This is a genomic window from Niabella hirudinis (assembly GCF_051201075.1).
Lineage (GTDB): Bacteria > Bacteroidota > Bacteroidia > Chitinophagales > Chitinophagaceae > Niabella > Niabella hirudinis.
The window spans coordinates 337,494-360,755 of sequence record NZ_JBPEHJ010000001.1; the positions used below are offsets into that span (position 1 = coordinate 337,494).

At 42.8% G+C, this 23,262-nt stretch carries 20 protein-coding genes and 1 tRNA gene; 14 read left to right on the forward strand and 7 right to left on the reverse strand.

Translation table 11 applies throughout. The features are described from left to right. Positions 1-231 precede the first annotated feature (231 nt). From GGU45_RS01145 to GGU45_RS01165, 5 genes are all read right to left on the reverse strand, one after another. Positions 232-305, reverse strand: a tRNA-Asp gene (locus GGU45_RS01145). Positions 306-455: 150 nt separating this feature from the next. After that, positions 456-1,139: a 3-keto-disaccharide hydrolase gene (locus tag GGU45_RS01150; protein ID WP_435221257.1), complete on the reverse strand. Its 684-nt coding sequence runs from the start codon at positions 1,137-1,139 to the stop codon at positions 456-458. Positions 1,140-1,165: 26 nt separating this feature from the next. Beyond that, positions 1,166-1,933, reverse strand: coding sequence for a 23S rRNA (guanosine(2251)-2'-O)-methyltransferase RlmB (rlmB, locus tag GGU45_RS01155; protein WP_435221259.1), 768 nt, complete (start codon positions 1,931-1,933; stop codon positions 1,166-1,168). Positions 1,934-1,987: 54 nt separating this feature from the next. Then, the gene (locus GGU45_RS01160; protein WP_435221261.1) at positions 1,988-2,461 is read right to left on the reverse strand and encodes a DUF4112 domain-containing protein; all 474 of its coding nucleotides are present in this window, start codon (positions 2,459-2,461) and stop codon (positions 1,988-1,990) included. Positions 2,462-2,471: 10 nt separating this feature from the next. Beyond that, the gene (locus GGU45_RS01165; protein ID WP_435221263.1) at positions 2,472-3,059 is read right to left on the reverse strand and encodes an NUDIX domain-containing protein; all 588 of its coding nucleotides are present in this window, start codon (positions 3,057-3,059) and stop codon (positions 2,472-2,474) included. Between the two features lie 126 nt (positions 3,060-3,185). On the opposite strand from GGU45_RS01165, the gene GGU45_RS01170 reads away from it, so the two are divergent. After that, positions 3,186-3,797 (forward strand): superoxide dismutase family protein, encoded by a 612-nt coding sequence (locus GGU45_RS01170; protein WP_435221265.1) that lies wholly within the window; start codon positions 3,186-3,188, stop codon positions 3,795-3,797. 166 nt (positions 3,798-3,963) lie between these two features. Next, the gene (locus tag GGU45_RS01175) at positions 3,964-5,307 is read left to right on the forward strand and encodes a saccharopine dehydrogenase family protein (RefSeq protein ID WP_435221267.1); all 1,344 of its coding nucleotides are present in this window, start codon (positions 3,964-3,966) and stop codon (positions 5,305-5,307) included. Positions 5,308-6,168: 861 nt separating this feature from the next. Here GGU45_RS01175 and dapA read toward each other — a convergent pair. Beyond that, on the reverse strand, positions 6,169-7,053 hold the full coding sequence (dapA, locus tag GGU45_RS01180) for a 4-hydroxy-tetrahydrodipicolinate synthase (RefSeq protein WP_435221269.1): 885 nt from the start codon (positions 7,051-7,053) through the stop codon (positions 6,169-6,171). Between the two features lie 203 nt (positions 7,054-7,256). Beyond that, on the reverse strand, positions 7,257-8,231 hold the full coding sequence (locus GGU45_RS01185) for an acetyl-CoA carboxylase carboxyltransferase subunit alpha (protein WP_435221271.1): 975 nt from the start codon (positions 8,229-8,231) through the stop codon (positions 7,257-7,259). A gap of 195 nt (positions 8,232-8,426) precedes the next feature. On the opposite strand from GGU45_RS01185, the gene GGU45_RS01190 reads away from it, so the two are divergent. The 12 genes from GGU45_RS01190 (at position 8,427) to GGU45_RS01245 (ending at position 23,218) form a co-directional block, all read left to right on the forward strand. Beyond that, the gene (locus GGU45_RS01190; RefSeq protein ID WP_435221273.1) at positions 8,427-9,281 is read left to right on the forward strand and encodes a polysaccharide biosynthesis/export family protein; all 855 of its coding nucleotides are present in this window, start codon (positions 8,427-8,429) and stop codon (positions 9,279-9,281) included. A 65-nt stretch (positions 9,282-9,346) separates the two neighbouring features. After that, entirely contained in the window at positions 9,347-11,740 is a 2,394-nt protein-coding gene (locus tag GGU45_RS01195; RefSeq protein WP_435221275.1) for a GumC family protein, read from the forward strand. 10 nt (positions 11,741-11,750) lie between these two features. Next, positions 11,751-12,764, forward strand: coding sequence for an SDR family oxidoreductase (locus GGU45_RS01200; protein ID WP_435221277.1), 1,014 nt, complete (start codon positions 11,751-11,753; stop codon positions 12,762-12,764). Then, positions 12,761-14,080 carry a nucleotide sugar dehydrogenase gene (locus GGU45_RS01205; protein ID WP_435221278.1) on the forward strand — a complete coding sequence of 440 codons (1,320 nt, stop codon included), beginning with the start codon at positions 12,761-12,763 and terminating at the stop codon, positions 14,078-14,080. Before GGU45_RS01200 ends, GGU45_RS01205 begins: the two co-directional genes overlap by 4 nt. Positions 14,081-14,132: 52 nt before the next feature. Then, positions 14,133-15,038 (forward strand): WaaS/CpsH family glycosyltransferase, encoded by a 906-nt coding sequence (locus GGU45_RS01210; RefSeq protein WP_492226442.1) that lies wholly within the window; start codon positions 14,133-14,135, stop codon positions 15,036-15,038. Between the two features lie 11 nt (positions 15,039-15,049). Continuing rightward, complete coding sequence (locus tag GGU45_RS01215; protein ID WP_435221282.1) at positions 15,050-16,456, forward strand: lipopolysaccharide biosynthesis protein; 1,407 nt, start codon at positions 15,050-15,052, stop codon at positions 16,454-16,456. Further along, positions 16,453-17,625: an EpsG family protein gene (locus GGU45_RS01220; protein ID WP_435221284.1), complete on the forward strand. Its 1,173-nt coding sequence runs from the start codon at positions 16,453-16,455 to the stop codon at positions 17,623-17,625. The genes GGU45_RS01215 and GGU45_RS01220 overlap by 4 nt, the downstream gene beginning before the upstream one ends. 25 nt (positions 17,626-17,650) lie before the next feature. Continuing rightward, on the forward strand, positions 17,651-18,145 hold the full coding sequence (locus tag GGU45_RS01225) for an acyltransferase (protein ID WP_435221286.1): 495 nt from the start codon (positions 17,651-17,653) through the stop codon (positions 18,143-18,145). A gap of 3 nt (positions 18,146-18,148) precedes the next feature. Then, a complete protein-coding gene (locus GGU45_RS01230) occupies positions 18,149-19,201 on the forward strand; it encodes a right-handed parallel beta-helix repeat-containing protein (RefSeq protein WP_435221288.1) in 1,053 nt (350 codons plus the stop codon). 57 nt (positions 19,202-19,258) lie between these two features. Then, positions 19,259-21,076, forward strand: a complete 1,818-nt coding sequence (gene asnB / locus GGU45_RS01235; protein WP_435221290.1) for an asparagine synthase (glutamine-hydrolyzing) — start codon at positions 19,259-19,261, stop codon at positions 21,074-21,076. Between the two features lie 5 nt (positions 21,077-21,081). Continuing rightward, entirely contained in the window at positions 21,082-22,161 is a 1,080-nt protein-coding gene (locus tag GGU45_RS01240) for a glycosyltransferase (RefSeq protein WP_435221292.1), read from the forward strand. Next, a complete protein-coding gene (locus GGU45_RS01245) occupies positions 22,151-23,218 on the forward strand; it encodes a glycosyltransferase (RefSeq protein ID WP_435221294.1) in 1,068 nt (355 codons plus the stop codon). Before GGU45_RS01240 ends, GGU45_RS01245 begins: the two co-directional genes overlap by 11 nt. Positions 23,219-23,262 lie beyond the last annotated feature (44 nt).

The following is a 23,262-nucleotide window of genomic DNA, read 5'->3' on the forward strand; positions in this document are numbered from 1 at the left end:
TTTTTGCGACAAATTAGCTTAATTGGGAGTGCCATAGCTTGAACAATTTTAATCGACTCTGGTAGCCTAAATTTTAGTCTACTTTTAGTCTACTTTTTTAAATTGTTAAGCTGTTTTAAAGGTAGTAAGGATTCTCAGAGGATTCTGTTATGAGAATTTGAAAATCAGTCCCTTAAAAGTAAAGTGGGGTAAAAAGCAAAAAGGATCATCATTGCTGATGATCCTTTTATGCGGACCGGACGGGACTCGAACCCGCGACCTCCGCCGTGACAGGGCGGCATTCTAACCAACTGAACTACCGATCCAACTATTTTGTAAAAAGAGCTTTCTTCTAACCAACTGAATCACCGTTTCTTATGTCATTTTCTGTTGGGAGTGCAAATATAGCGGTAGATTTTTTGCTGTCAAAATATTTTGGGCTTTTTTTATACAAATTTCTGAAATATTTTACCTCGTTATTTTAGTTCCCGGATCCGGATATTCCGCAATCTTATTTCAGAATCATGCCCCAGGAAGGCAATATGCCCCTTTTCATACAATAACCTCGGGTCTTTTGCCAATGCAGCAGCCGGAAGGTTTTTAACATCCGTATCCAGGATAATTTCTCCATTCAAAGTGATCCGGATCTTATAACCATCCACTGCAACCTCCTGGTAATTCCATTGTCCCACCGGTTTTAATCCTCTCCGTTTTGCAGGAACATAGCTATACAGGGAGCCGTGGTACTGATAGGGCTTCAGATCTTTATAGATAGGCGCGCTATTGTCCAGGATCTGCAGTTCTACCCCATCGTACCCTTTCGCACCATTTACCAGCTTATGGCGAACCCCCAGGCCGTTATTCGCGCCCGGCGTCAGCAAAAATTCAAACCGGAGCACAAAATTGCGGTATTCCGCTTCCGTATATAGATTCCCGTACCCCTTTGTTTTTTTTACAATGGCGCCATCTGCCACCTCGTATTGATGATTGTTATCGATCCAGCCAGACAAAGAACGGCCATCAAATAAAGTGGTATACCCCGCTTTCCTTTCCTGTTTCGCCAGGACAGCCGAATCATTTGTACGGCCGGAGGGGCTCATTTTGGGTGAACAGCCGGATAAAAAGATCCCGGCCGCTAATGGCAAAAAAAATCGTTTCATAAAATTCATCATTTAAACGCTGCAGTTTACGGCATCCGTTGTTTCATCGCTTCATAAAGAATGATCCCCGTAGCCACCGACACGTTCAGGCTTTCAAAATTGTTCTGCATGGGGATGGAGATCCGTGCGTCACATATTTTCAGTAGTGCGGGATAAATCCCCTTTTCTTCACTTCCCATTATGATCGCCGCCGGAACACTGAGATCGGCCTTGGCAACCGGCTGCGATGCCTCCATGGCGCTGGCAAAAACCGTAATCCCGTTTAAATGGAGCTCATCAACAGCCTTCATTAAACTGCTGACTCTGCAAACAGGAATTTTTTCCAACGCACCCGCAGAAGTAAGAATCGCATCTTCGTTCAGCGCTCCCACTCCCTTATCCGGTATGATTATCGCCTGTACCCCACAGCACCAGGCCGTACGGGCGATGCCGCCAATATTCCGCACATCGGTGATGCCGTCTAATATCAGAAACAAGGGTACTTCACCGTTTTCGATCGTAAAAGAAATCAGGTCCTGAAGATCCTGATAAACGATCCGCGACTTTTGTGCAATAACGCCCTCATGGGTACCCACATTAAAATGCGCCAGTTTTACCGCCGGCACATAGTTAACAGGAACCGCTTTGGCGGCAGCCAGGCGCCGTATTTCACCCACTACAGCATCGTTTAATTGCTGATCAAGATAAATACGGTCGAGCCCCTCACCCTGTTCAAGGGCCTGCAATACTGCGGCGCGCCCATAAACCAGGCTGGACTTTTTGGGTCGTTGTTGTTTTTTTCTAAAATCTTTCACCCTGCAAAGAAAAGAAAATCGGGCATTAGAAGCCGTTTAAAATTTTAATCCCCCTTACTGCCCATCCAACCCGATGATCCACTGCAACAACTTTACCGCCAGGACAATAAGGAGCACCAGGATACCTGCCGCCACCATCAGCACCTTAAAAATAACGCCTTTGGCACTTCCCTCATGTTTGCCTTCTGTATAATGCTCCGTCAGCAATTGAACGTTCCGCGTATTGGCTTTATATACAAAATCGAAGATCCACCCCAAAACAGGGATCGCACCAATCAAGGCATCCAGCGTGGCATTGACAACCATTTTAGCTACCAGCCTGCCCGAAGCTCCATGTTGGGCCATTGTAATGATCAGCCCGATGGACATCAGGTAACCGCTCACATCGCCCAACACTGGTATAAAATTAAGAAGAGGATCCAGTCCAAACCTAAAACCTCCAACGGAAAATTGCTCATCCATCAGCCGGGTAATTGTCCGCACCGTTTTCAGGCGTGGATCATCAATGGGTACGGTGGGCTTTTTCATCTGTATTTTTTTATTGATTTTTGCCGTTCGGAAAAAACAGAGGAAGCCCTCTTTCCAACATTAAGGCCGCTTTCTGAAATGCGGCAACGGAGATCGCATCCGTAATACCTCCGTTTTCGACCATCGCAAATGCTTCCTGTAAGGGTAATCGTTTTATGGCGAGCTGTTCTGTATCCTCCGGCTGTGGCGTCTTTTGTACCAGGTCCGCAGCCAGGTACACAATCGCCAGTTCATCCGAAACAGAATTGGACAAATGCATTCTTAACAGTTCCCTCCACTGAGACGCTTCCAGCCCTGCTTCTTCTAACAGCTCTCTTTTCGCACTTTCCAACGGGTCGCTCCCTGCCGGACAGCCGCCCTCCGGAATTTCCCAGGAGTAAGCATCAATCACAAAACGGTACTGCCCGATGAGGTAGGTGTGCTGCTCCGCATCGATCACCAGCACCCCTATTGCGATATTTTTAAAATGTACTTTTCCATAGATTCCCTTTCCTCCCGAAGGATTGATGACGTTATATTCCGTTACCCCTATCCAGGGATTATCATATACGCTCCGCTGGCTCAATATATGCCATGGGTTTTCCTGTTCTTCTGTCATAAATTAATGGGTATTGCTTTTGTGATCCTACGAAATTACAACAGCACCCGGTTTATAACAATAATTCATTTAGTTTTGCGTATTATACTAATAATGAATCTCTCAACACTTTAAAAAATAATGATTATGAAAAAAATGTTCTTCTCCGCAGGTGTTGCCGCCATGCTGATTCTTGGATCCTGCGGAAACAGTGCTTCAGAAAAAACCGGGGGCGATTCTACCGCAACCGCACCGGCGGACACTTTGCCCACCACAACATCAGGAACAGCTACCCCGGAAGGAACACAGGTCGCCGTAGCCAACCTGCAGTTAACCAGCGACAGTACTCAGAACATTGGTACTGCTAAATTTTATCAATTAACCGATGGCAAGATCCGGCTGGACCTGGAGATCAACATGAAAGAACGGGCCGACAGTAATGTGGCCGTCCATTTCCACGAGCATGGCGATTGCGGTATGAAAGGTGAAAACTCGCACGGTCACTGGAATCCCACCAAGGCCAACCACGGCGAATGGGGATCCGCGTCCTTCCACGCCGGTGATATTGGCAATATTAAATTAGATGCGGCCGGCCATGGCACTAAAAGTGTAACCACCGACCTGTGGAGCGTAGCGCCGGGTGATAAAGAAATTATTGGCCGCGCAGTAATCGTACACGGTGGCACGGATGATTACAAAAGCCAACCCTCCGGCAACAGCGGGCCCCGCGTCGGCTGTGGCGTTATTACCAAGCTATAACGCGCCCTTTCTTACCTGCTTTTGAAAAGGTATTCAAGGATCAGGAATACATCGTTATAAACTGTGACATTTTTTTTGTGACAAAAAAAAATGGTCACAGTTTTTTTTGTCACAGATTTCATTCTTTAACTTGTATCCGGTGAAATGAGCCAGAAAAAATAAACAGATGAAAAAGATCCTCCTCTTTGGCGCCGGAAAATCTGCAACGGTATTGATCCGTTACCTGCTCGACTACGCTGCAACAGAAAACTGGAGGCTGACTATAGCCGACCGGACAGCAGAACCTGCCCGTCAAAAACTGAACAATCATAAAAGCGGTACCGCAATCATTGTAGATTTAAAGGACCTCGCTGCCCGCAAAGAGCTAATCCGCGATACAGACCTGGTCATTTCTATGCTCCCTCCATCGCTTCATATAGAAATTGCAAAGGATTGCCTGGAGTTTAAAAAACACTTCTTAACGGCTTCTTATATCGATGCAGACCTGTTGCTATTAAAAGAAGCGATTGAAAAAAGCAACTGCCTCTTTCTCTGCGAAAACGGGTTAGACCCGGGTATTGATCACATGAGCGCCATGCAGCTCTTTGACAGGCTCCGCCAGGCCGGTGGCCGGATAACGGATTTTAAATCTTATTGCGGGGGGTTGATAGCGCCGGAATCGGACACCAACCCCTGGCATTATAAGATTAGCTGGAACCCGGGAAATATTGCAAGGGCGGGAGCTTCCGGTGCGGCTTTTAAGGAAAACGGAGAACGTAAAGAAATCTCATATACTCAGGTATTTGAGCAGTGCCCTTTAATTGATATACCTCCGCTAGGGCAATGGGCCGGCTACCCCAACCGGAATGCGCTTAGCTATATTCCCACCTATCAGCTGGAGGAAGCCGCAACGGTTATCCGCGGCACGCTGCGCCATCCGGATTTCTGCACAGCCTGGAACTATATTGTAAAGGCCGGGCTGTCTTCCACTGCCGATATGGAACTGATCAACAACTACCGGGGAAACTCTGTTGCCGCATGGTTTACGGCCTGCTTAAACTTTTATACCCGAACCAGCACATTTGAAGATTTTCTAAACCGCTATGTTCCTTTGGGAGAACGGCAGCTTGTAGATCAGTTGTTCCGCTACCTGGGCCTGCTCAGCACGGATTCCATTCCCCGGCAAGCTACCGTTTCGGCAGATGTGCTTCAATACCTGCTCGAAACAAGGCTGGCACTGGAAGCCAATGACCGGGACATGATCATCATGCACCATGAAATAACCTACACCATGCAGGAAAAGGAAAGAAAAATAATCAGTTCACTCATAGTAAAAGGCGATGATGCCTTATATACAGCCATGGCCAAAACAGTGGGGCTTCCACTTGGCATTGCTGCGCGGCTGATCTTAAATGGCAGCATCGTGGCAACGGGCTTACAAATTCCGGTCACCAAAACATTTTATAAACCGATACTGGAGGAGCTGGCACAAAACGGGATCCGGTTTTACGAAACCGAACATATTTTATAAAACCCGCCACTACTTGGCTACAAAGGGGGTGTCCCGATGGGACAGGGATATTTTTTGACGGCCATTCTCCCGGTTTGTCAGCAGCGGCCTGAAAGCTACTTTGTGTTGCTTCTTCAATAACACCTATACCGCACCGCAACTACCTAAAAGGAAGGCTATATCAAAAGTCGCTTACAGCAGGATGTCGTTCTGAAGATGTCATCCCGGGCCTGACCCGGGATCTATTCTTGTTTCAGCATCTATTGACGAACAACCATCTTTAGATGCCGAAACAATCCCCATCGCCATCGCATGTGCGTCAAGTTAATTTTTGCCCCGGGAGCTGCAGCGCAGCGCTGATCCTGTTAGTAAACGACAATACGGGTAATAAAGGTGCAGCGCACCGGTAATCATTGCGGTTCGTACAAGCCGTGCACAGGAAATTACCGCCGCGCTGCGGCTACGGGAGGTTTTGGAGGTTCATCGTTATAAGGGTCAACGGCGCGCTGCGCCTGTTTGCCATTAAAAGATGCGATCTTTTTGGCGCGAAAGGCTTACCCGTACTACATTTCATGGCAACATGATCTGTTCTTAACCTAACGCACATGCGATCGCCATCGGGACGGCATGACAAAATAGCAACTTTTGATACAGCCCCGATGTTTCTTTCACGGCCATTATCTGTAAGCCATCAGCAGTTATTTAAAAAACAAAAAAACCTCCCCTTTTACGGCTTCCTCAATGAGCCTCTACCCCGACAGCTATCCCGCTGGGAGCCCCCCAACAATCGAATGCCGGCGGCACCCCCTTTGTAACCCCGTAATACGCTTACGATACCGGAGCCGCGTAGCGGCTACCCAATAACAGCGTGAGCCGGCGCTGTTACAACCCCGCCATCAGCTGGTCAATATGGGCTTCATGCTGCTTGCTTATGGGTACCACCGGAAGCCGCATACTATTTTTGCAATAGCCCATTTTATGTAAAACATATTTTACACCAGAGGGGCTTCCTTCTTTAAACAAGGCATCTACCACATCCAGATACTTCAGATGCAGGGGAAGCGCCTGTTCAAATTTTCCGGCCAGACACAAACGCACCATATCGGAATATTCCCTGGGATATGCGTTGGCCACTACGGAAATAAGCCCCCTGGCACCACAGGCAATCATCGGCAGGGTGATGGAATCATCGCCGCTGATCACCATAAAATCATCCGGTTTTCCCCTCATAATCTGGTTTACCTGTTCAAAACTTCCGGAAGCCTCTTTTGTGGCAAAAATATTCGCACAATCATGTGCAATACGCAGCGTAGTTTCTACAGAAACACTCATGCCCGTGCGGCCCGGCACATTGTACATAATGATCGGCAATGGAGCCGCATCGTTCAGGGCTTTATAATGCTGGTAAATACCTTCCTGCCGGGGTTTGTTATAGTAAGGCGATACAGAAAGGATGGCGTCATACCCTTCCAGCTTCATATTGCCAAACGCATCAATCACCTCGCGTGTATCATTACCGCCCACACCCGCCACAAGCGGCACCCGTCCTGCAGTGATCTTTTTTACAAAATCAAACACTTCCTGTTCTTCCTCGCGTGTTTGGGTGGCACTTTCACCGGTAGTACCTATAGCAACCAGGTACTCTATCTTATTTTCAATCCAAAAATGGATCAGGTTTTCAAAATTGACCCAGTCGATCGAACGATCTTCATTAAACGGAGTAATAATTGCGATACCTGTTCCTGTAAATTTTTGCTGTAATGACATATTGGATGCTGGATATTAGATGTTTGATATTTGATATTTGAGGTTTGAGGTTCGGTACTCGATACTTGATACTCGATACTTGATACTCGATACTTGAGCCCCGATAGCTACCCGGGTAAGACTTGGGATGCCTGGGCCAGGCTTCATCAGCTATCCCCACCCCATTACCTATTCACTATTGACTATTGACTATTAACCATTCCCTATTTGTATTCCTCCCAAAAGCCCATCTTCGAAAATTTCTCGATGCGTTCATTAATACGCTGCTGTGGATCTTTTGGAGTCAGTTCTTTCAGCGAAGCCACCAATTGCTGTTTCAGATTGCGGGCGGCAACGGCGTAATCCCAGTGGGCGCCGCCATCCGGCTCGGGAACGATGCCATCAATGAGGCCAAACGCCTTCATTTTGGAAGAAGTCAGTTTCAGTTGTTCTGCGGCTTTAACTTTATAATCCCAGCTCCGCCAGAGTATCGTGGAGCAATTTTCGGGAGAGATAACGGTATACCAGGTATTTTCCATCATAAAAACGCGATCGCCCACGCCAATACCAAGGGCCCCGCCACTGGCGCCCTCACCGATGATCACGCAGATCACGGGCACTTTCAGGCGCATCATTTCATAAATATTCCGGGCAATCGCTTCGCCCTGACCGCGTTCTTCGGCTTCCAGTCCCGGAAAAGCGCCCGGCGTATCAATAAGCGTGATTACCGGTTTGTTAAATTTTTCTGCCAGCTTCATCAGGCGCAGGGCCTTGCGGTATCCCTCCGGATTGGCCATCCCGAAATTACGCAACTGACGTTTCTTCGTATTGGACCCTTTTTGCTGTCCGATGATCATAACCGTTTGACCTTCAAGCGTAGCAAATCCGCCTACCATTGCTTTATCGTCCTTAATATTACGGTCGCCATAAAGCTCCACGTAGTTTTCGGTCATCAGTTCAATATACTTATGGGTATAGGGGCGGTCCGGGTGCCGGCTCAACTGAACCCGTTGCCAATCAGTAAGATTACGGGTGATACTTTTACGCGTCTCGGCCACTTTTTGTTCCAGTTGAAGCACCTGGTCGGAGAGATCGATCTTTGTCTTTTCGGTACGGTCTTTTGTTAATTCAATCTCATCCAAAAGGTCTTTTATCGGCTTTTCAAAATCTAAAAATTGTCTAACCTGGTCTTGTGGCATAATTTTTTCTTCTTGATACGCATCGAAATTAAGAATTTCTCAAGGATAACCGGAGATTTTAGCCAAAAACATTCCCGGCGATTTTTGACATCTTGTTAATACGTATGTGTAAAAGGATATAAATAAAACATTTCGTTTCTTAAACTTGCTATGTTATCTTTGCAAACTATCAACGCTCGAAACCTCAAATCATTTATGAAAATACTTGGAGAAGCCCTCTCTAAAACACGGGGAAGCCTGTGTGTAGTCCTCTCGTTATCAGTTGTATTAGCAGCAACATCCTGCCGTACAAGCCGGAATCTTGTGTATTTTAATAATTTACCGCCGGGAGGCGATACGGCTCAGATTGTAAACAAGATGAGTGCAAAAATCGAAAAAGGAGATATCCTTGGCATCAACATTACCACCTTAAGTCCCGAATATAACCAGCTCTTTAGTACAGGAGCCGTTCCCCAACCGCAGGTTGCCATTCAGCCCTCTTCTACCGTTACAGGTACCACCATTAATGCCGCCGGCGCAACCGATCTTACGCGCAACGGCTTCCTGGTTGATGAAAATGGCCTGGTGAACCTGCCGGTTCTTGGGAAAACCGCCGTTGCCGGCCTTACGCGCAGGGAAGCGCAGGATCAGATAACCGCCGCCGTTGCAAAAACAGCTAAGGATCCCATTGTAAACATCCGGTTCCTGAATTACAAGGTCACCGTAATTGGCGAAGTAACCCGTCCCGGCTCCTTTAACGTTCCGGATGAACGGGTGAATGTGCTGGAAGCCCTGGGCATGGCGGGTGATCTTACCCCCTATGCCATCCGGGAAAACATTTTGGTGATCCGTGAAAAAGAAGGTACAAGAACGATGCAGCGCATCAACCTTGCCGATAAAAATGTTTTTAACTCGCCCTATTTTTATTTGCAGCAAAATGATGTCGTATATGTGCAACCGGAAAACGACCTAAAAGCCCGGCAGGCCGATGCCAGCAACTACCGGTGGGTACCCATTGCTACTGCCGGAATTTCGGCCATTGCTGTAATCCTGGCCTCCCTGCTCCGTTAATAGCAGGGCGCGCACCCAGGGGTACCGGCATTTGTTTTTTTATGATTAACCATTTATCCTTCTAAATGAACGAAGAATCTTTAGTATCTGTTGAGCAACCCAAAGAAATTAATTTAAAAGCAGAGATTACCCGGTATACCCGCAACTGGTATTGGTTTGTATTGGGGGTACTGATCTGCCTGCTGGCCGCATTCCTGTACCTGCGTTATACCATCCCCGTTTACAAAACCGGTGCAGAGCTATTAGTAAGAGATGACAAAAAAGGCGGCAGCGGTACGGGAGACGCGATGCGGATGTTCCAGGATTTAGATATTTTCAACAATACCAAAAGTGTAGACAATGAAGTTCGGGTTTTGAGAAGCAAGAGCCTGCTGCAGCGGGCCTTTCGGCAGTTGCCTGGTTTGCAGCCGGCTCAGTTCGTTAAAGGAAATATCCTCACCTCTGAATCCTATGGAGACGAAGCGCCTTTGATCATCAAAGTGGATACTCTTTATGAGGACAGCCTGCTAAAAAATAAAACTGGCAGTTTTAATTTTTCTGTAAATAAGGATCGCAACTCGTTTACATTGGAAGATTCCAAAGATAAGGTCCTGCAGTTCTCCTTTGGCGAGCGGGTTCAGCAAAGTTTTGGCAGCTTCCGGGTCTATCCCAACCCCAGATATAAAAATCTTGCAAACGCCGATCTCATCCTCCGGTTCCGTAACCTGGCGCAATTTGCAGATGAGTACGCCAAAAATATGAGCATTGAGGTAAGCGATAAACAAACCAGTACGATCCTGATTTCCGCAACCGATGCTGTACCAAAACGTGCCGAAGATATTATTAACAAACTTATTGAAGTCTACAACCAGGATGCCGTAAATGATAAAAATGTAACCTCTAAGAATACCATCCAATTTATCGATGACCGCCTGCGCACCCTGGTGGGTGAACTTTCGGGCGTAGAAAAGCGGGTTTCCGACTTCAAGGAAAAAAATGCCATTACCGATGTCACCTCTGATATCAGTCAGTATATGACCCAGACCCAGGGACTCTATCAAAAACTGGAAGAAGCAAAATTGCAATCCAATATGCTGGGTTCTATCCAGTCCTATATTAGCAAGCCTGGTAATGAGCACAGCATGGTCCCCTCCACTCTCGGTATCGAAGATCCTACGCTCAATGGGCTGATCAAGACCTTTAATGAGTTGCAATTAAAGCGCCAGCAAAGCCTGGCCACCGTGGAGCCGGAAAACCTGATCGTAAAGAATCTTGAAAAAAGTATTAATGATGTACGAAAAAGCATTTCCGAAAATATACGCAACCTGCAAAAGGGTGTGTCCCTGACCAAGGGTCAGGTAAGCCAGGACTACGGCCAGTTCCAGTCCCGGATTAAGACGGTGCCGGCCGTGGAACGCCAGTTGCTTGAGATCCAGCGGGAGCAGGGCATTAAGCAAAGCATCTACCAGTACCTGCTTCAGAAACGTGAAGAGTCGCTGATTTCATTGGCGGCCACCGTATCGAATTCCCGGGTCATTGATGATACGGCGTCCGGCAGGATCCCGGTGTCTCCCAAAAAAAGCATCATTTACTTCGGAGCATTATTGTTGGGATTACTGATCCCCTTTGTGACCATGTACCTGGCAGACTTGCTGAATGATAAAGTACTTCTTCAAAAAGATATTCTTTCACGAACCAATATCCCCATCCTGGGCGAAATCATGCATGCTCAGTCTGAAGAGGAGTTGGTCGTAAAAGAGAATACCCGCTCCCCCATCTCCGAAATGTTCCGACTCATCCGCAGCAATCTGAAATTTGCGGTATCCGGAAAGGAGGACAAGGTGATCATAACCACCTCCAGCATGAGCGGCGAGGGAAAAACCTTTTTTTGTACCAACCTGGGTGCCAGCTTGGTACTCAGCGGCAAAAAAGTGGTGCTGCTCGAATTTGACCTACGCAAACCCAAGCTGCTGAGGGGGCTGGGCCTTAGAGCCTCCAAAGGAATCTCCAATTTTGTGATTGACAAATCCCTTTTAATACAGGACATCGTGATCCCGGTTACCGGCCTGAAAGGGCTGGATGTAATCGGTTCGGGCCCCATCCCTCCCAACCCTTCGGAACTACTGCTCAGCGAGCGGATCAGTGAACTGATCGAAGGGTTGAAAAAGAATTATGACCATATAGTGATCGACTGTCCGCCCGTAGGTCAGGTATCCGATGCCTTTACTCTCGGCGCCTTTGCCAATATCAGCGCCTATGTGGTGCGTTACAATTATACCTTTAAGGAGCAGCTTAACATTGTGCAGGATATATACTCTCACAAAAAACTAAATAACCTGATGATCATATTAAACGATGCCAAACCGAAAAACTCATACGGATATGGGTATGGATATGGGTATGGGTACGGATATGAAAGTGACAACAACGGGGAAAACGGATATTTACCAAATAAGAAAAGAAAACTATTTAAGCGTTAATTTTTATAGCATGGAAACAGATGGGCGTGAGATACTGATAACCGGTGGAGCAGGGTTTATTGGCTCCAACCTAGCAGAATATTTTTTGGGCAAGGACTATAAAGTCCGGGTTCTTGATAATTTTTCCACAGGACACCGGCACAATATCGAACCGTTTTTAAAAAACACAGGATTTCAATTGATCGAAGGCGATATCCGGGATCTCAAAACCTGCCAGGAGGCGGTAACCGGGGTTCAATACGTACTCCACCAGGCGGCATTAGGCTCCGTGCCGCGATCAATAAAAGACCCGATTACCACCAACGATGTAAACGTATCGGGCTTTTTGAATATGCTGGTAGCGGCAAGGGATGCAGGTGTTAAACGTTTTGTATATGCAGCAAGCTCTTCAACCTATGGCGACAGCAAGGAGCTTCCGAAGGTTGAGGAAAAAATCGGTAAGCCGTTATCTCCTTACGCCGTCACCAAGTACGTAAACGAATTGTATGCGGACATTTTCAGCAAAACATATGGACTCCACTCAATTGGCCTGCGGTATTTTAATGTATTCGGACGCCGGCAGGATCCAAATGGCGCCTATGCTGCAGTAATCCCATTGTTTGTAAAACAGCTCATCAACCACCAAAGCCCCACAATCAATGGCACAGGAGACTATTCCCGGGACTTTACATATATCGACAATGTAATTCAAATGAATGAAAAAGCCCTGTTTACACAGAACACAGAGGCACTCAACACGATCTATAATACCGCAGTGGGAGATCGTACTACGCTCAATGAGCTCGTTGCCCATTTAAAGGAATTATTGTCCGTCTACGATCCCAAAATTGCCGATATCAAGATTCAGCATGGCCCTGCCCGGAACGGAGACATACCACATTCACTGGCCTCAATTGACAAGGCTAAAAAACTATTAGGCTACCTGCCTTCCCATACGATCCGGCAGGGTCTTCAGTCAGCCATTCAGTGGTATTGGAAAAACTCAAATCAGCATTATCAGAACACAACCTATTTATCTAAATGAATGTCACTTTAAATCACAAAATAGCAGTAATTGGATTGGGATATGTAGGCTTGCCGCTGGCCCGTTTATTTGCCACAAAATATCCTGTAATCGGTTTTGACATCAACCCGCAACGGGTGCAGGAGCTGAATTCAGGCCACGATCATACCCTTGAAGTGGAAGACAGCATATTAAAAGCCGTATTAAAGAATCAGCCGGGAGTGAACGAGCCAGGCCTCTATTGTTCAAACGACTTAGATGCCATCAAAGGTGCCACGATTTATATTGTAACAGTCCCCACCCCGGTGGATAAGAACAACCGGCCGGATCTGACCCCCCTGTATAAAGCCAGCGAAACAGTAGGGAAAGTTTTAAAAAAACAAGATATCGTTATTTATGAATCAACCGTATACCCGGGCGTAACAGAGGAAGAATGCGTACCGGTACTCGAAAAAACGTCCGGCCTGAAATTCAATGAAGATTTTTTTGCTGGCTACTCTCCGGAACGGATCAATCCCGGAGATAAGGAGCATACCGTGGAAAAGATCCTGAAAGTCACTTCCGGTTCCACACCTGAAATTGGCAAAATTGTAGACGCCCTGTATCAATCAGTGATCACCGCCGGCACCCACCTTGCCCCCACAATAAAAGTAGCAGAGGCCGCCAAAGTGATTGAGAATTCTCAACGTGATATTAATATTGCATTTGTAAACGAACTGGCAAAGATCTTTAACCGCATAGGCATCAATACCCGGGACGTGCTGGCCGCCGCAGGTACCAAGTGGAATTTCCTGCCGTTTAAGCCCGGATTAGTTGGCGGTCATTGTATTGGGGTAGACCCTTATTACCTGGCTCAGCGCGCACAGGAGTTTGGCTACCACCCGGAAATCATCCTGGCAGGTCGCCGTTTAAATGATAGCATGGGTGAATATGTTGCTACCCAGCTTGTAACCGCGATGGTTAAAAAGAATATTCCGGTAAATGGGGCAAAAGTCTTAAACCTGGGCTTTACTTTTAAAGAAAATTGCCCAGACGTCAGAAATACAAAAGTTATAGATATAATCCGCAAGTTGGAAGACTTTGGTATCGAAGTAGTCACCTATGACCCCTGGGCCGATCCATCAGAAGTAAACCATGAATACGACGTGGTTTGTCACAGGCAACTAGAAGATATTTTTGAAAAATTCAACAACAATTCAAACATATTTGACGCAATTATTCTTACAGTAGCACACACAGCGTTTACAAAGCTGGAAATTCAGACACTCGCAAAAGAGAATAATGTGATCTATGACGTAAAAGGCGTTATCGACGCTCAGGCAGACTGCGTCCTGTGATCAGCTCTACAAGGATTTACATTCTTTGTTTCGTTTTGAAAAGAAATTCGACATGACCCCAGCCAACAGAACTTTAATAATATATAACTCAATAAATTATTTTGTTCCATATTTTGAAGCTAAGGGGTTTACCGTTTCTAAAGTTTTTAAGGACATCCCCTTTCTTTTGAAATTTTTTCGAAAAGGGATGTTCCTGTTTAAACTTCCCTTTCGAAAAATATGGCTAAGGAAATGGCAAGCACAATTAAAATCCGACAAATTCGACCAGGTTATTTTTTTTTCAACAAACCCGATAGATGGACTCATATACCTGTTACCCTATTTTTCACCCAACAAGATTATTTATTGGTATTGGGATCCGCTTAAAATCGGTATCAAGCCATCCGCTCTGGAAAAGTACAAATGTAAACTCTGGACATTTGATAAACAGGATGCGGATCAGTACAAAATAAACTATAATACGACTTTCTATTTTGATAATATTGTGCTCCCCGAAAACACAGTAGCGTTTGACGTTCTATTTATTGGATTGGAAAAAGGGCGAAGGGGCTTAATTAATCAGGTAGGCAACATCTTAGAACGAAACGGCCTGCGCCCATACTTCTATATTGTTGACAATGATGCCTGGAAGCCCAACTACAAAGGAGCATTTCCGAAAGTGGACTATTCCCAATACCTCGAAAAAGTATCTCAATCAAAAGCGATCTTAGATATCGTACAGGAAAACCAATGGGGGCTTACGCTACGGCCGATGGAATCAATTTTTTTTGAAAAAAAACTGATAACCAACAATCGTCAGATTTCCGAGCACGACTTCTATGATCCGCAAAACATCTTTATCATAGGAAAAGACAACTGGGATGACCTGACAAATTTCGTCAATAGCCCGTACAGGAAAACAGATCCGGCTGTAAAAAAAAAATACGACATAACAGAATGGGCCAACCGGTTTTCATGAATTAAATACACATGCGCGATTTTTTAAAATCTTTTTTTTCATTTGGCGTAGCAACATCAATCGAAAAATTGTTGGGATTTATACTTCTCCCGGTATATACAAGGCTATTTACTGTGGAGCATTTCGGCATTATAGACCTGACTCAGGTACTAATCAGCACTGTTTCCATATTGGGAATCCTGCAGCTCGAGACCTCGCTACAGCGATATTATTATGAAATGGAGGGAGAAGCAAAGAAAAAATTTATTGGGTCTATTTTCCTAAAAGTAACAGCGATATCGTTGCTATTAGGTATAATCCTTTGCATTGCCTCTTATCAAATTTCACAGTCGTTATTTCATTCACCTGCTTACTCCACCCTGATTCAAATAGCCGCTATTCAGGTACCCCTTTCAAATTTCTCTATTTTAAGTTTAATAATTTTAAGATATGAAGGGAAAAACAGACTTTTTCTTTTCTCTATACTTTTGAAGGTCGCAACCACTTTTATAGGAGTATACGTATTCCTGTTTGTATTTAAATTGGGTTTACCGGGAGTATTTTACGCCGGCACATCGGCAATGCTCCTAAGCGCTGCATTTTTATACTATATCATCCGTCATCATTTATCCTTTACAAAAAAATTATCTTTTTACAAAAAATCACTTAAATATGCGTTGCCTCAGGTACCGGCCCGGATTGGAAGCGCCACACTATCCTATGCGAACCGCTTCTTTATTGTAAATTACCTTACAATTGCATCTGTTGGTATTTATTCTCTTTCATTAAAACTGGCAAGCATAATACAATTGATCTACACTGCATTTATAATGGCATGGTCACCATTTATGTTTAAGCAATTTCAAAACCCAAATCATAAGCAGGTATTTGGACGCGCCTTAAATTTCGCCGCAGCCATTCTCTTCCCGGTCATCTGCCTGGTATGCATCTTTTCTTTTGAAATTGTAAAACTTGTTTCATCAAAACCTTTTTATGAGGCGAGGTTTTACTTAGGCGGACTATGCTTGTATTTCGCTTTCCTTATTTTCAAAGAAATCGTGGATATTGGTCCTAAGATTACAGAAAAAACAAAATATTTAACATTGACATTTTTCATATCAATAATCGTCAATTTATCATCTCTTTTTCTCCTAATAAAACCCTTGCAAATCAAAGGCGTGGTATATTCAATGGTTATAACAAACCTGATATTATTTTTTGTCAGTTGGATCGTTTCTAATAAATTGTATTATATAAATTTTAAAATGGGAGCCTTTATTTTAAAGCTCGTACCAACATTGGCTGTTACGATCTTTATGATGTATTACGATCTCCCCCTATTATCTAAACTTATTTTCAGTGTAGTAATAGTAATTTTGTACGGATTAACGGCCCTTCAGGTATACCAATCTTTAAAATTTGATTTAAAGAAAAAATGATCTATTTAACAATTTTAATTTTATTACTTATACTAGGTAGCCGGTTTGACTTTAAAACAAACTTCAATCCAAGAATTCGCAACTTTTGGGTAAAGTTGGTTTTCATAATTTTAGTGTTACTTGCCGGGTTGCGCTATAAGGTGGGAGGAGATACATTCGCCTATATGAAATATTTTGATGAAGATATTCGCCCCCTTAATAAACTCACCGTAGAAACATTTCGTAACGTTGTCTGGAACCCTTTTTGGATAATTTTATCGTCACTATCCAAATTCATTTCCAATGATTTTTTTGTGTTTCAACTGATTCATGCGCTCATTGTAAATTCCGTTATATTCTGGTTCATAAAAAAATACTCCAGACACACTTTTACATCAATAACCATATATTTTTTCTTCTTTTACTTATATTTTAATACTGAAGTTTTAAGGGAATCATTGGCAGTTTGCGTTTTCCTGCTGGGTTACCCGGCCTTAAGTTCCAAATCCTACCTTAAATATTCCGCTTATTGTTTTGTAGCGTTAATGTTTCATTCATCCGCGTTTATATTATTCTTTTTCCCATTCTTTTCCATTATAAAATTCAATAAACCAGGCGTTATTTTTATATTAGTCCTACTGGCTTTTATATTTTATTTTCAGAATGAGATCTCCCTCTTCTTTCTATCAGACTTTGAATTTCAAAAGTTTTCATTGTATTCAGAAATAACCTCTAATATAAACGGGGTGATAGTCAATTCAATGATTTTTGTTATAGGCCCGTATCTATTATTGAGACGATACTTAAAATATACAGGCCCAAACCCTATATTTTCAAATTTATATGTGGCGTATTTCTTCTTTGCAGTCATCATCATTTTCATTCCCGGCTTTAATCGGTTTTTAAATTATTTCGTTCCATTTATGTCCGTATTATTTGCCGAGGTTATATTCGCTATCTGGAAACGGCAAAAGCACAGAAATATGCGCTTGATAGTGCTTGCCCCTCTCATTCTAATTATATGCACCCCAAAATTATATTTTTATATTCAGGACACTTCTGATTATTCTCCGGATACACGCAGATACAATCTTTGGTATCCCTATTATTCCGTATTCACTAAGGAAGAGTATTATCCCAGGGAAACGTTATACCTGGAATCGGTAAATGCCGCCAATTCAAATCACTAATTTTATGTTGTCAAAATTAATCCTCTTGTATAAAAAGTATTTATGGCCCGCCGCTAAATACGCCACGTATTTAGGTGTAAAAACAGGCGACAACTGTTCAATAGCCACCAGGGAGTTCGGCTCCGAGCCCTATCTTATCGAGATAGGAAATCATGTTCAAATCACAGCAGGTGTAAAATTTTTCACACATGGCGGCGCGTGGGTATTTAGAAACAAGTACCCGAATTTTGATTTTTTCGGCAAAACGGTAGTTGGCAATAACGTTTATATTGGAAATAATGCTTTAATACTTCCTGGGGTCACCATTGGAAATAATGTAATTATCGGAGCGGGGGCCGTGGTTACCAAAAGCATCCAGGATGGAATGATTGTGGGAGGGAATCCGGCCAAAGTAATTGGCAATCTTGAGGATTATTACCAAAAAATTGCTGCCTACAATCTGGACACGAAGGGGATGGATTTCGTCAGCAAAAAGAAATTTTTATTGAGTCAACCAAATTCAAAATTCATAAAAAAATAGCTAATGAAACATTACCATAAATTATTTTATATCCTGTTTTTTATTACGGCCTTTAATGGGGCTTGTGCGCAGTCGGGTTTTGTATACAAAGCGGTAAAAAAACACCCGCTACAGGCAAAAAATCAACTGCGTAATACCGTTTTAAGTCAAAATCCGGATATTATCGATATAACTTCGCTGCTCCCAAAGGGATATGTTACGGATGGCACCGTGGATTATACCAGGTTTATTCAAACGGGGATCAACAATTATGAAAAAGTACTAATGCCCAATTTCTCCATTCTGGTCAATGACGGAGGGCTTAGCATACCCAGCAATCGGTTAATAGTCTTTAACACAAATTCCAAGCTAATCTTAAAGTCGAGTCAACTGCAAAGCTACCAGATAATCAGAATATGGGAAGCTTCAAATATCAAACTTTATTTTCCTTGCATTGAGGGAGACCGGGACCGTCATACAGGAACAGGAGGCGAATGGGGAATGGGCCTGGGAATATCAAGTTCAACTAATATTGAAGTATATTATCCCGAAGTATATAATTGCTGGGGAGATGGCCTCTACCTGGGTGTACGCGGAGATAGCGGAACAAACAATTCCATACTAATATACTATGGCTTTTTTGACAATAACAGGAGAAATGGAATTTCTATCATCAGCGGGACGAATATAAAAATCAAAAATCCAATTATAGCCAACACAAACGGTACAAATCCGCAATGTGGAATTGATATTGAGCCCAATACCAATAAAGAGGTTATCAATAACATCAGAATAGAAAATGCCCTTACCTATAATAATTATCAAAAGGGGATCTTAGTATCACTTGTCAATCATTTTGGCCCGGAGGTCAAAAATGTTGGCATCGACATCATCAACCACACCGACTATTCCATGCGGGGCGGATTCAGTGTTGTTGGAGCAGATAGCCGGAAATTCAGTACGGCTACCAAGGCCATGCAGGGCCAGATTAAGATCATTGGTCCAAAATGGTACAACGGGAAAGGGGCAACATACAAAAAAAACGATCTTGACCCGCTGGTAAAGATCCTGCCCTAAATCTTTCTATTGTTACCGGTTAAAGATACTTTTTAAATTAAGCGCCCAATAAACCACATGTGCGGAATATATATCACAAATAAGCAGTTAGAAAAAGAAGACGCAAGAAGGAAAATGGAATTGATGAAATTCAGAGGCCCCGACCATACCGGCATCCATGAATTTGATAATATAATTTTGGGACATCTTCGACTATCCATCATTGATTTAGATGCACGCGCCAACCAACCTATGAAGTTCGGGCACTTATTGATTGTATTTAATGGGGAGATCTATAACTTCCTTTCTATCAAAAAAGAGCTGGAAGATTTGGGGCATATCTTCGCAACTACCAGCGATACAGAAATACTATTACACGGATATAAAGAATGGGGAGAAGATATTGTGCCCCGGCTAAACGGCATGTTTTCCTTTACCATTTATGATTCTGAAAAACAAACACTTTTCAGCTCGAGAGACCGTTTAGGGGTAAAACCTTTTTTTTACTATTGGAAAAACGGAGTATTGGAAATCTGCAGTCAGCTACGACCGATTGCAGATGGAAAGAAAATCAACCCCGCCGCAATATCAATGTATTTAGACTGTACTTACATCCCCAGCCCGTTTACCATTTATGAAGATGTACATAAATTGCCGCCGGGGAATAATCTATATATTGACTTAAAATCCGGCCTTCTGCAGGTTAAAGAATATTGGAATCTATGTGCAGTAAACACCAGCAGCATTCCGTATGAGGAAGCAAAAGAACAAGTTCACAACCTACTGAAGGATGCCGTTAAAATCAGGCTGAACGCAGACGTTCCTTTCGGCTCTTTCCTATCAGGAGGCATCGATTCAGCCTTAATTTCCGCCGTTGCATCTAAAATATCGCCAACAAAGGTAAAGACCTTTTCAATTGGGTTTGAAGACCCTAAGTATGACGAAAGTAAAATAGCGGCCCGGTATGCCAAAATTTTGGAAACAGAACATACAGAAACAATCTGCAAGCCGGAGCATATATTAGAAATGATACCCAAACTCATTGAGGTATATGACGAACCCTTTGGAGACAGTTCCGCGCTTCCCTCCCTATTACTAAATAAGGTTACAAAACAGTATGTCACAATGGCGCTTTCGGGCGATGGTGGAGATGAAAGTTTTATGGGATATCTTTATTTTGATTGGGTCAGGAATTTTAAAAAGTTATTAAAAATTCCATACTGGGTTCGAAAAATTGGTTCATACGCCTTAATTGGCAATATACTGGGGGGGAGAACCCCCTCTTTGAGAAGCATTCTGCAAACACAATCTGAAAATGATTTTATTGCGGGAATTTTTATTGGACACAATTCATTGCTCAACAAAAGGAATTTATCGTGGCTATCACACTACCAAAAGGCATTTAAGCTGACCAAAAATATATTTCAAAAAGCAGCGGATATCAATATCAAACTGTGGCTGGAAAATGACAGTAATGTAAAAGTAGACCGGGCAAGTATGGCATTTTCTGTAGAGGTAAGAAGCCCTTTTTTGGATTATCGCATCATCGAATATGCCCGGAAGTTGCCAATATCCTATCGCTATGGTAATGGAATCAAGAAAAAAATTCTGAAAGATATTTTAAAGGAATATATCCCCGAAGAAGTTTTCAACCAACCCAAAAGAGGTTTTGCTGTACCCATTGGCAGTTGGATTCGCAACGAATTAAAGGAGGAATTTATGGCGAACCTATCAGATGATTTTCTTAATCAGGTTCCAAATTTAAATGTAAAGAAATTTAAAAAAATGTATCGGGCCCATCTTGAGGGCAAACACGATTACACTTCATATATCTGGAGAGTTTATGTACTATCAAAATGGTACCAGGAATTTGGTTTTTATCAAAAAACCGTATAATTTTTATGATAAAAATCCTTTTTATTTTACCATCCCTGAAAGCGGGCGGAGCAGAAAGAGTTATTTCATTTATCGCCCAGCGTTTGGACAAAAAGGTTTTTGATGTAACCTTACTCATTCAGGGACACAGAAAAGATCAGGTGTTTGACGTCAAAAATATAAATGTAACATTCCTTGAAAAACCAAGGCTTATTAATGCCATCCCAGACATATTTCAGTTCATTCGGAACTGGAGGCCCAACATTGTCGTAGGCTCTATCATTCATGTAAATTTACTACTCGGTTTCTTTTCCTTTTTCTTTCCCAAAATTCTATTTATAGGACGGGAAGCCAGTGTTGGAAGTGTAATGGGAAATTTTTCAGACAGGAAGCAATTACCTTCATTTATAAAAAAAATATTATATCGTCAGTTAGATGCGATCATTTGTCAGTCGCAAGACATGAAAAAAGACTTCGATAACAGGTACCGGCCAGGCATCAACAAAAGTCTGGTAATTAGTAACCCGGTTACTATTGAATCATTTTCATCCTCTCGGCGGGAAAGAACCGTCAACGCCATTAAATTTATTACCGTTGGAAGGCTATCCAAAGAAAAAGGACATGAAAGGCTTCTTCATATTATGAAAAATATTAAAATAAGTTTTGAATATCTATTGATTGGAGATGGTCCGGAAATATTGAAAATCGAGGCGCTCATTGATGAATTAAATCTAAAAAAGTGTGTTAAAATCGTACATCATACAACCGCGGTACAGCAATATCTTTCAGAATCAGATTTCTTTTTACAAGGCTCTTATGTAGAAGGCTTCCCCAATGCATTGCTGGAAGCCGTTTCAATGGGGGTTCCTGTTATTGCGTTCAACGCTCCCGGTGGCACCCGGGAAATCATCATAGATGGAACAAATGGGCTCTTAGCAAATGACGCATCAGAATTTGAAACAGCGATTCAAAAGGCTTTGAAAACTGAATGGAACGCTGCTCAAATAAGCGAAGACGCGAGGCTGCGGTTTGGGCCAGCATCTATAGTAAAAAAATATGAAACCTTATTTATAACATTACTACGGAAAAACATTCATGAAAAGTAACAACATTGCGATATTTTCCACAACGGACTCTTTAGGCGGAGCGGAGCAGGTTTTGTATAAAATAGCTAAATTCTATTCAGAGCAGGAGGCAAATGCAATTAAGATTATATTTTTCAAACCGAAAACCACCCAATACTGGCAGGAAAACTTAAATAGGGATGTAGAGATCATTTATATAAACAATAAATTCGGGAAACTTATTTCGTACCTGAAAAAAAATAAATTTGAAATTGTATTTTCTTCTCACCTGATGCTAAATGCATTGCTTGGAATCCTCAGGAACCTTAAAATTTTAAAAACAAAGCGATTAGTTGGAAGGGAATCAACAACCATATTTGGCAGATACTCGGGTGTTAAACTTTTGCAATACAGATTAGCATATTGGCTGGGCTACAGAAAATTAGACTTAGTAATAACCCAAACAGACACCATGAGAGCGCAGCTTCTCAAAGCCCTGCCCTACCTTAAGAAAAGAACAAAAGTTGAAACAATCAAAAACCCATTTACTTACCCGGAAAAAAAGGAGACTCAGGAAACAATTGACATAACCGGTGAATTTATAGTTTCCGCAGGTCGTTTGATTCCAGAAAAAGGATTTACGATATTAATATCCGCTTTTAAGAAATTATCAGACGACTACCCCACTTTAAAATTAGTAATACTGGGAGAGGGAATATTAAGGCAAAAATTAGAAACACAAATAAAAGCATTAAAACTCGAAGAAACTGTTATCCTTAAAGGGCACGCAAATAATGTGTACCCATATTTTCGCCGGGCTAAACTATGTGTGGTTTCTTCAATCAGAGAGGGATTTCCGAATGTTTTGTTACAAATGATGTCCCAGAATCAAAAAGTAGCTTCCACAAAGTGCGCGGGAGATATTGACCAAATAAGTGGACTATATCTGGCTGAAATAAATAATGTGGAAAGTTTATACTCGGCCATTAAAGGTGGATTAACTTCTAATGATAGCCATAAAAAGCAGCTATTTGATACTGAATTAGATTCTCATTCTATTAAAGCCTTTATTAAAAAAATAACTAATTTTATAGAATGAATTTCAGATCTTGGGAAAACTAAACCTTTAACAGCCCTTTAACT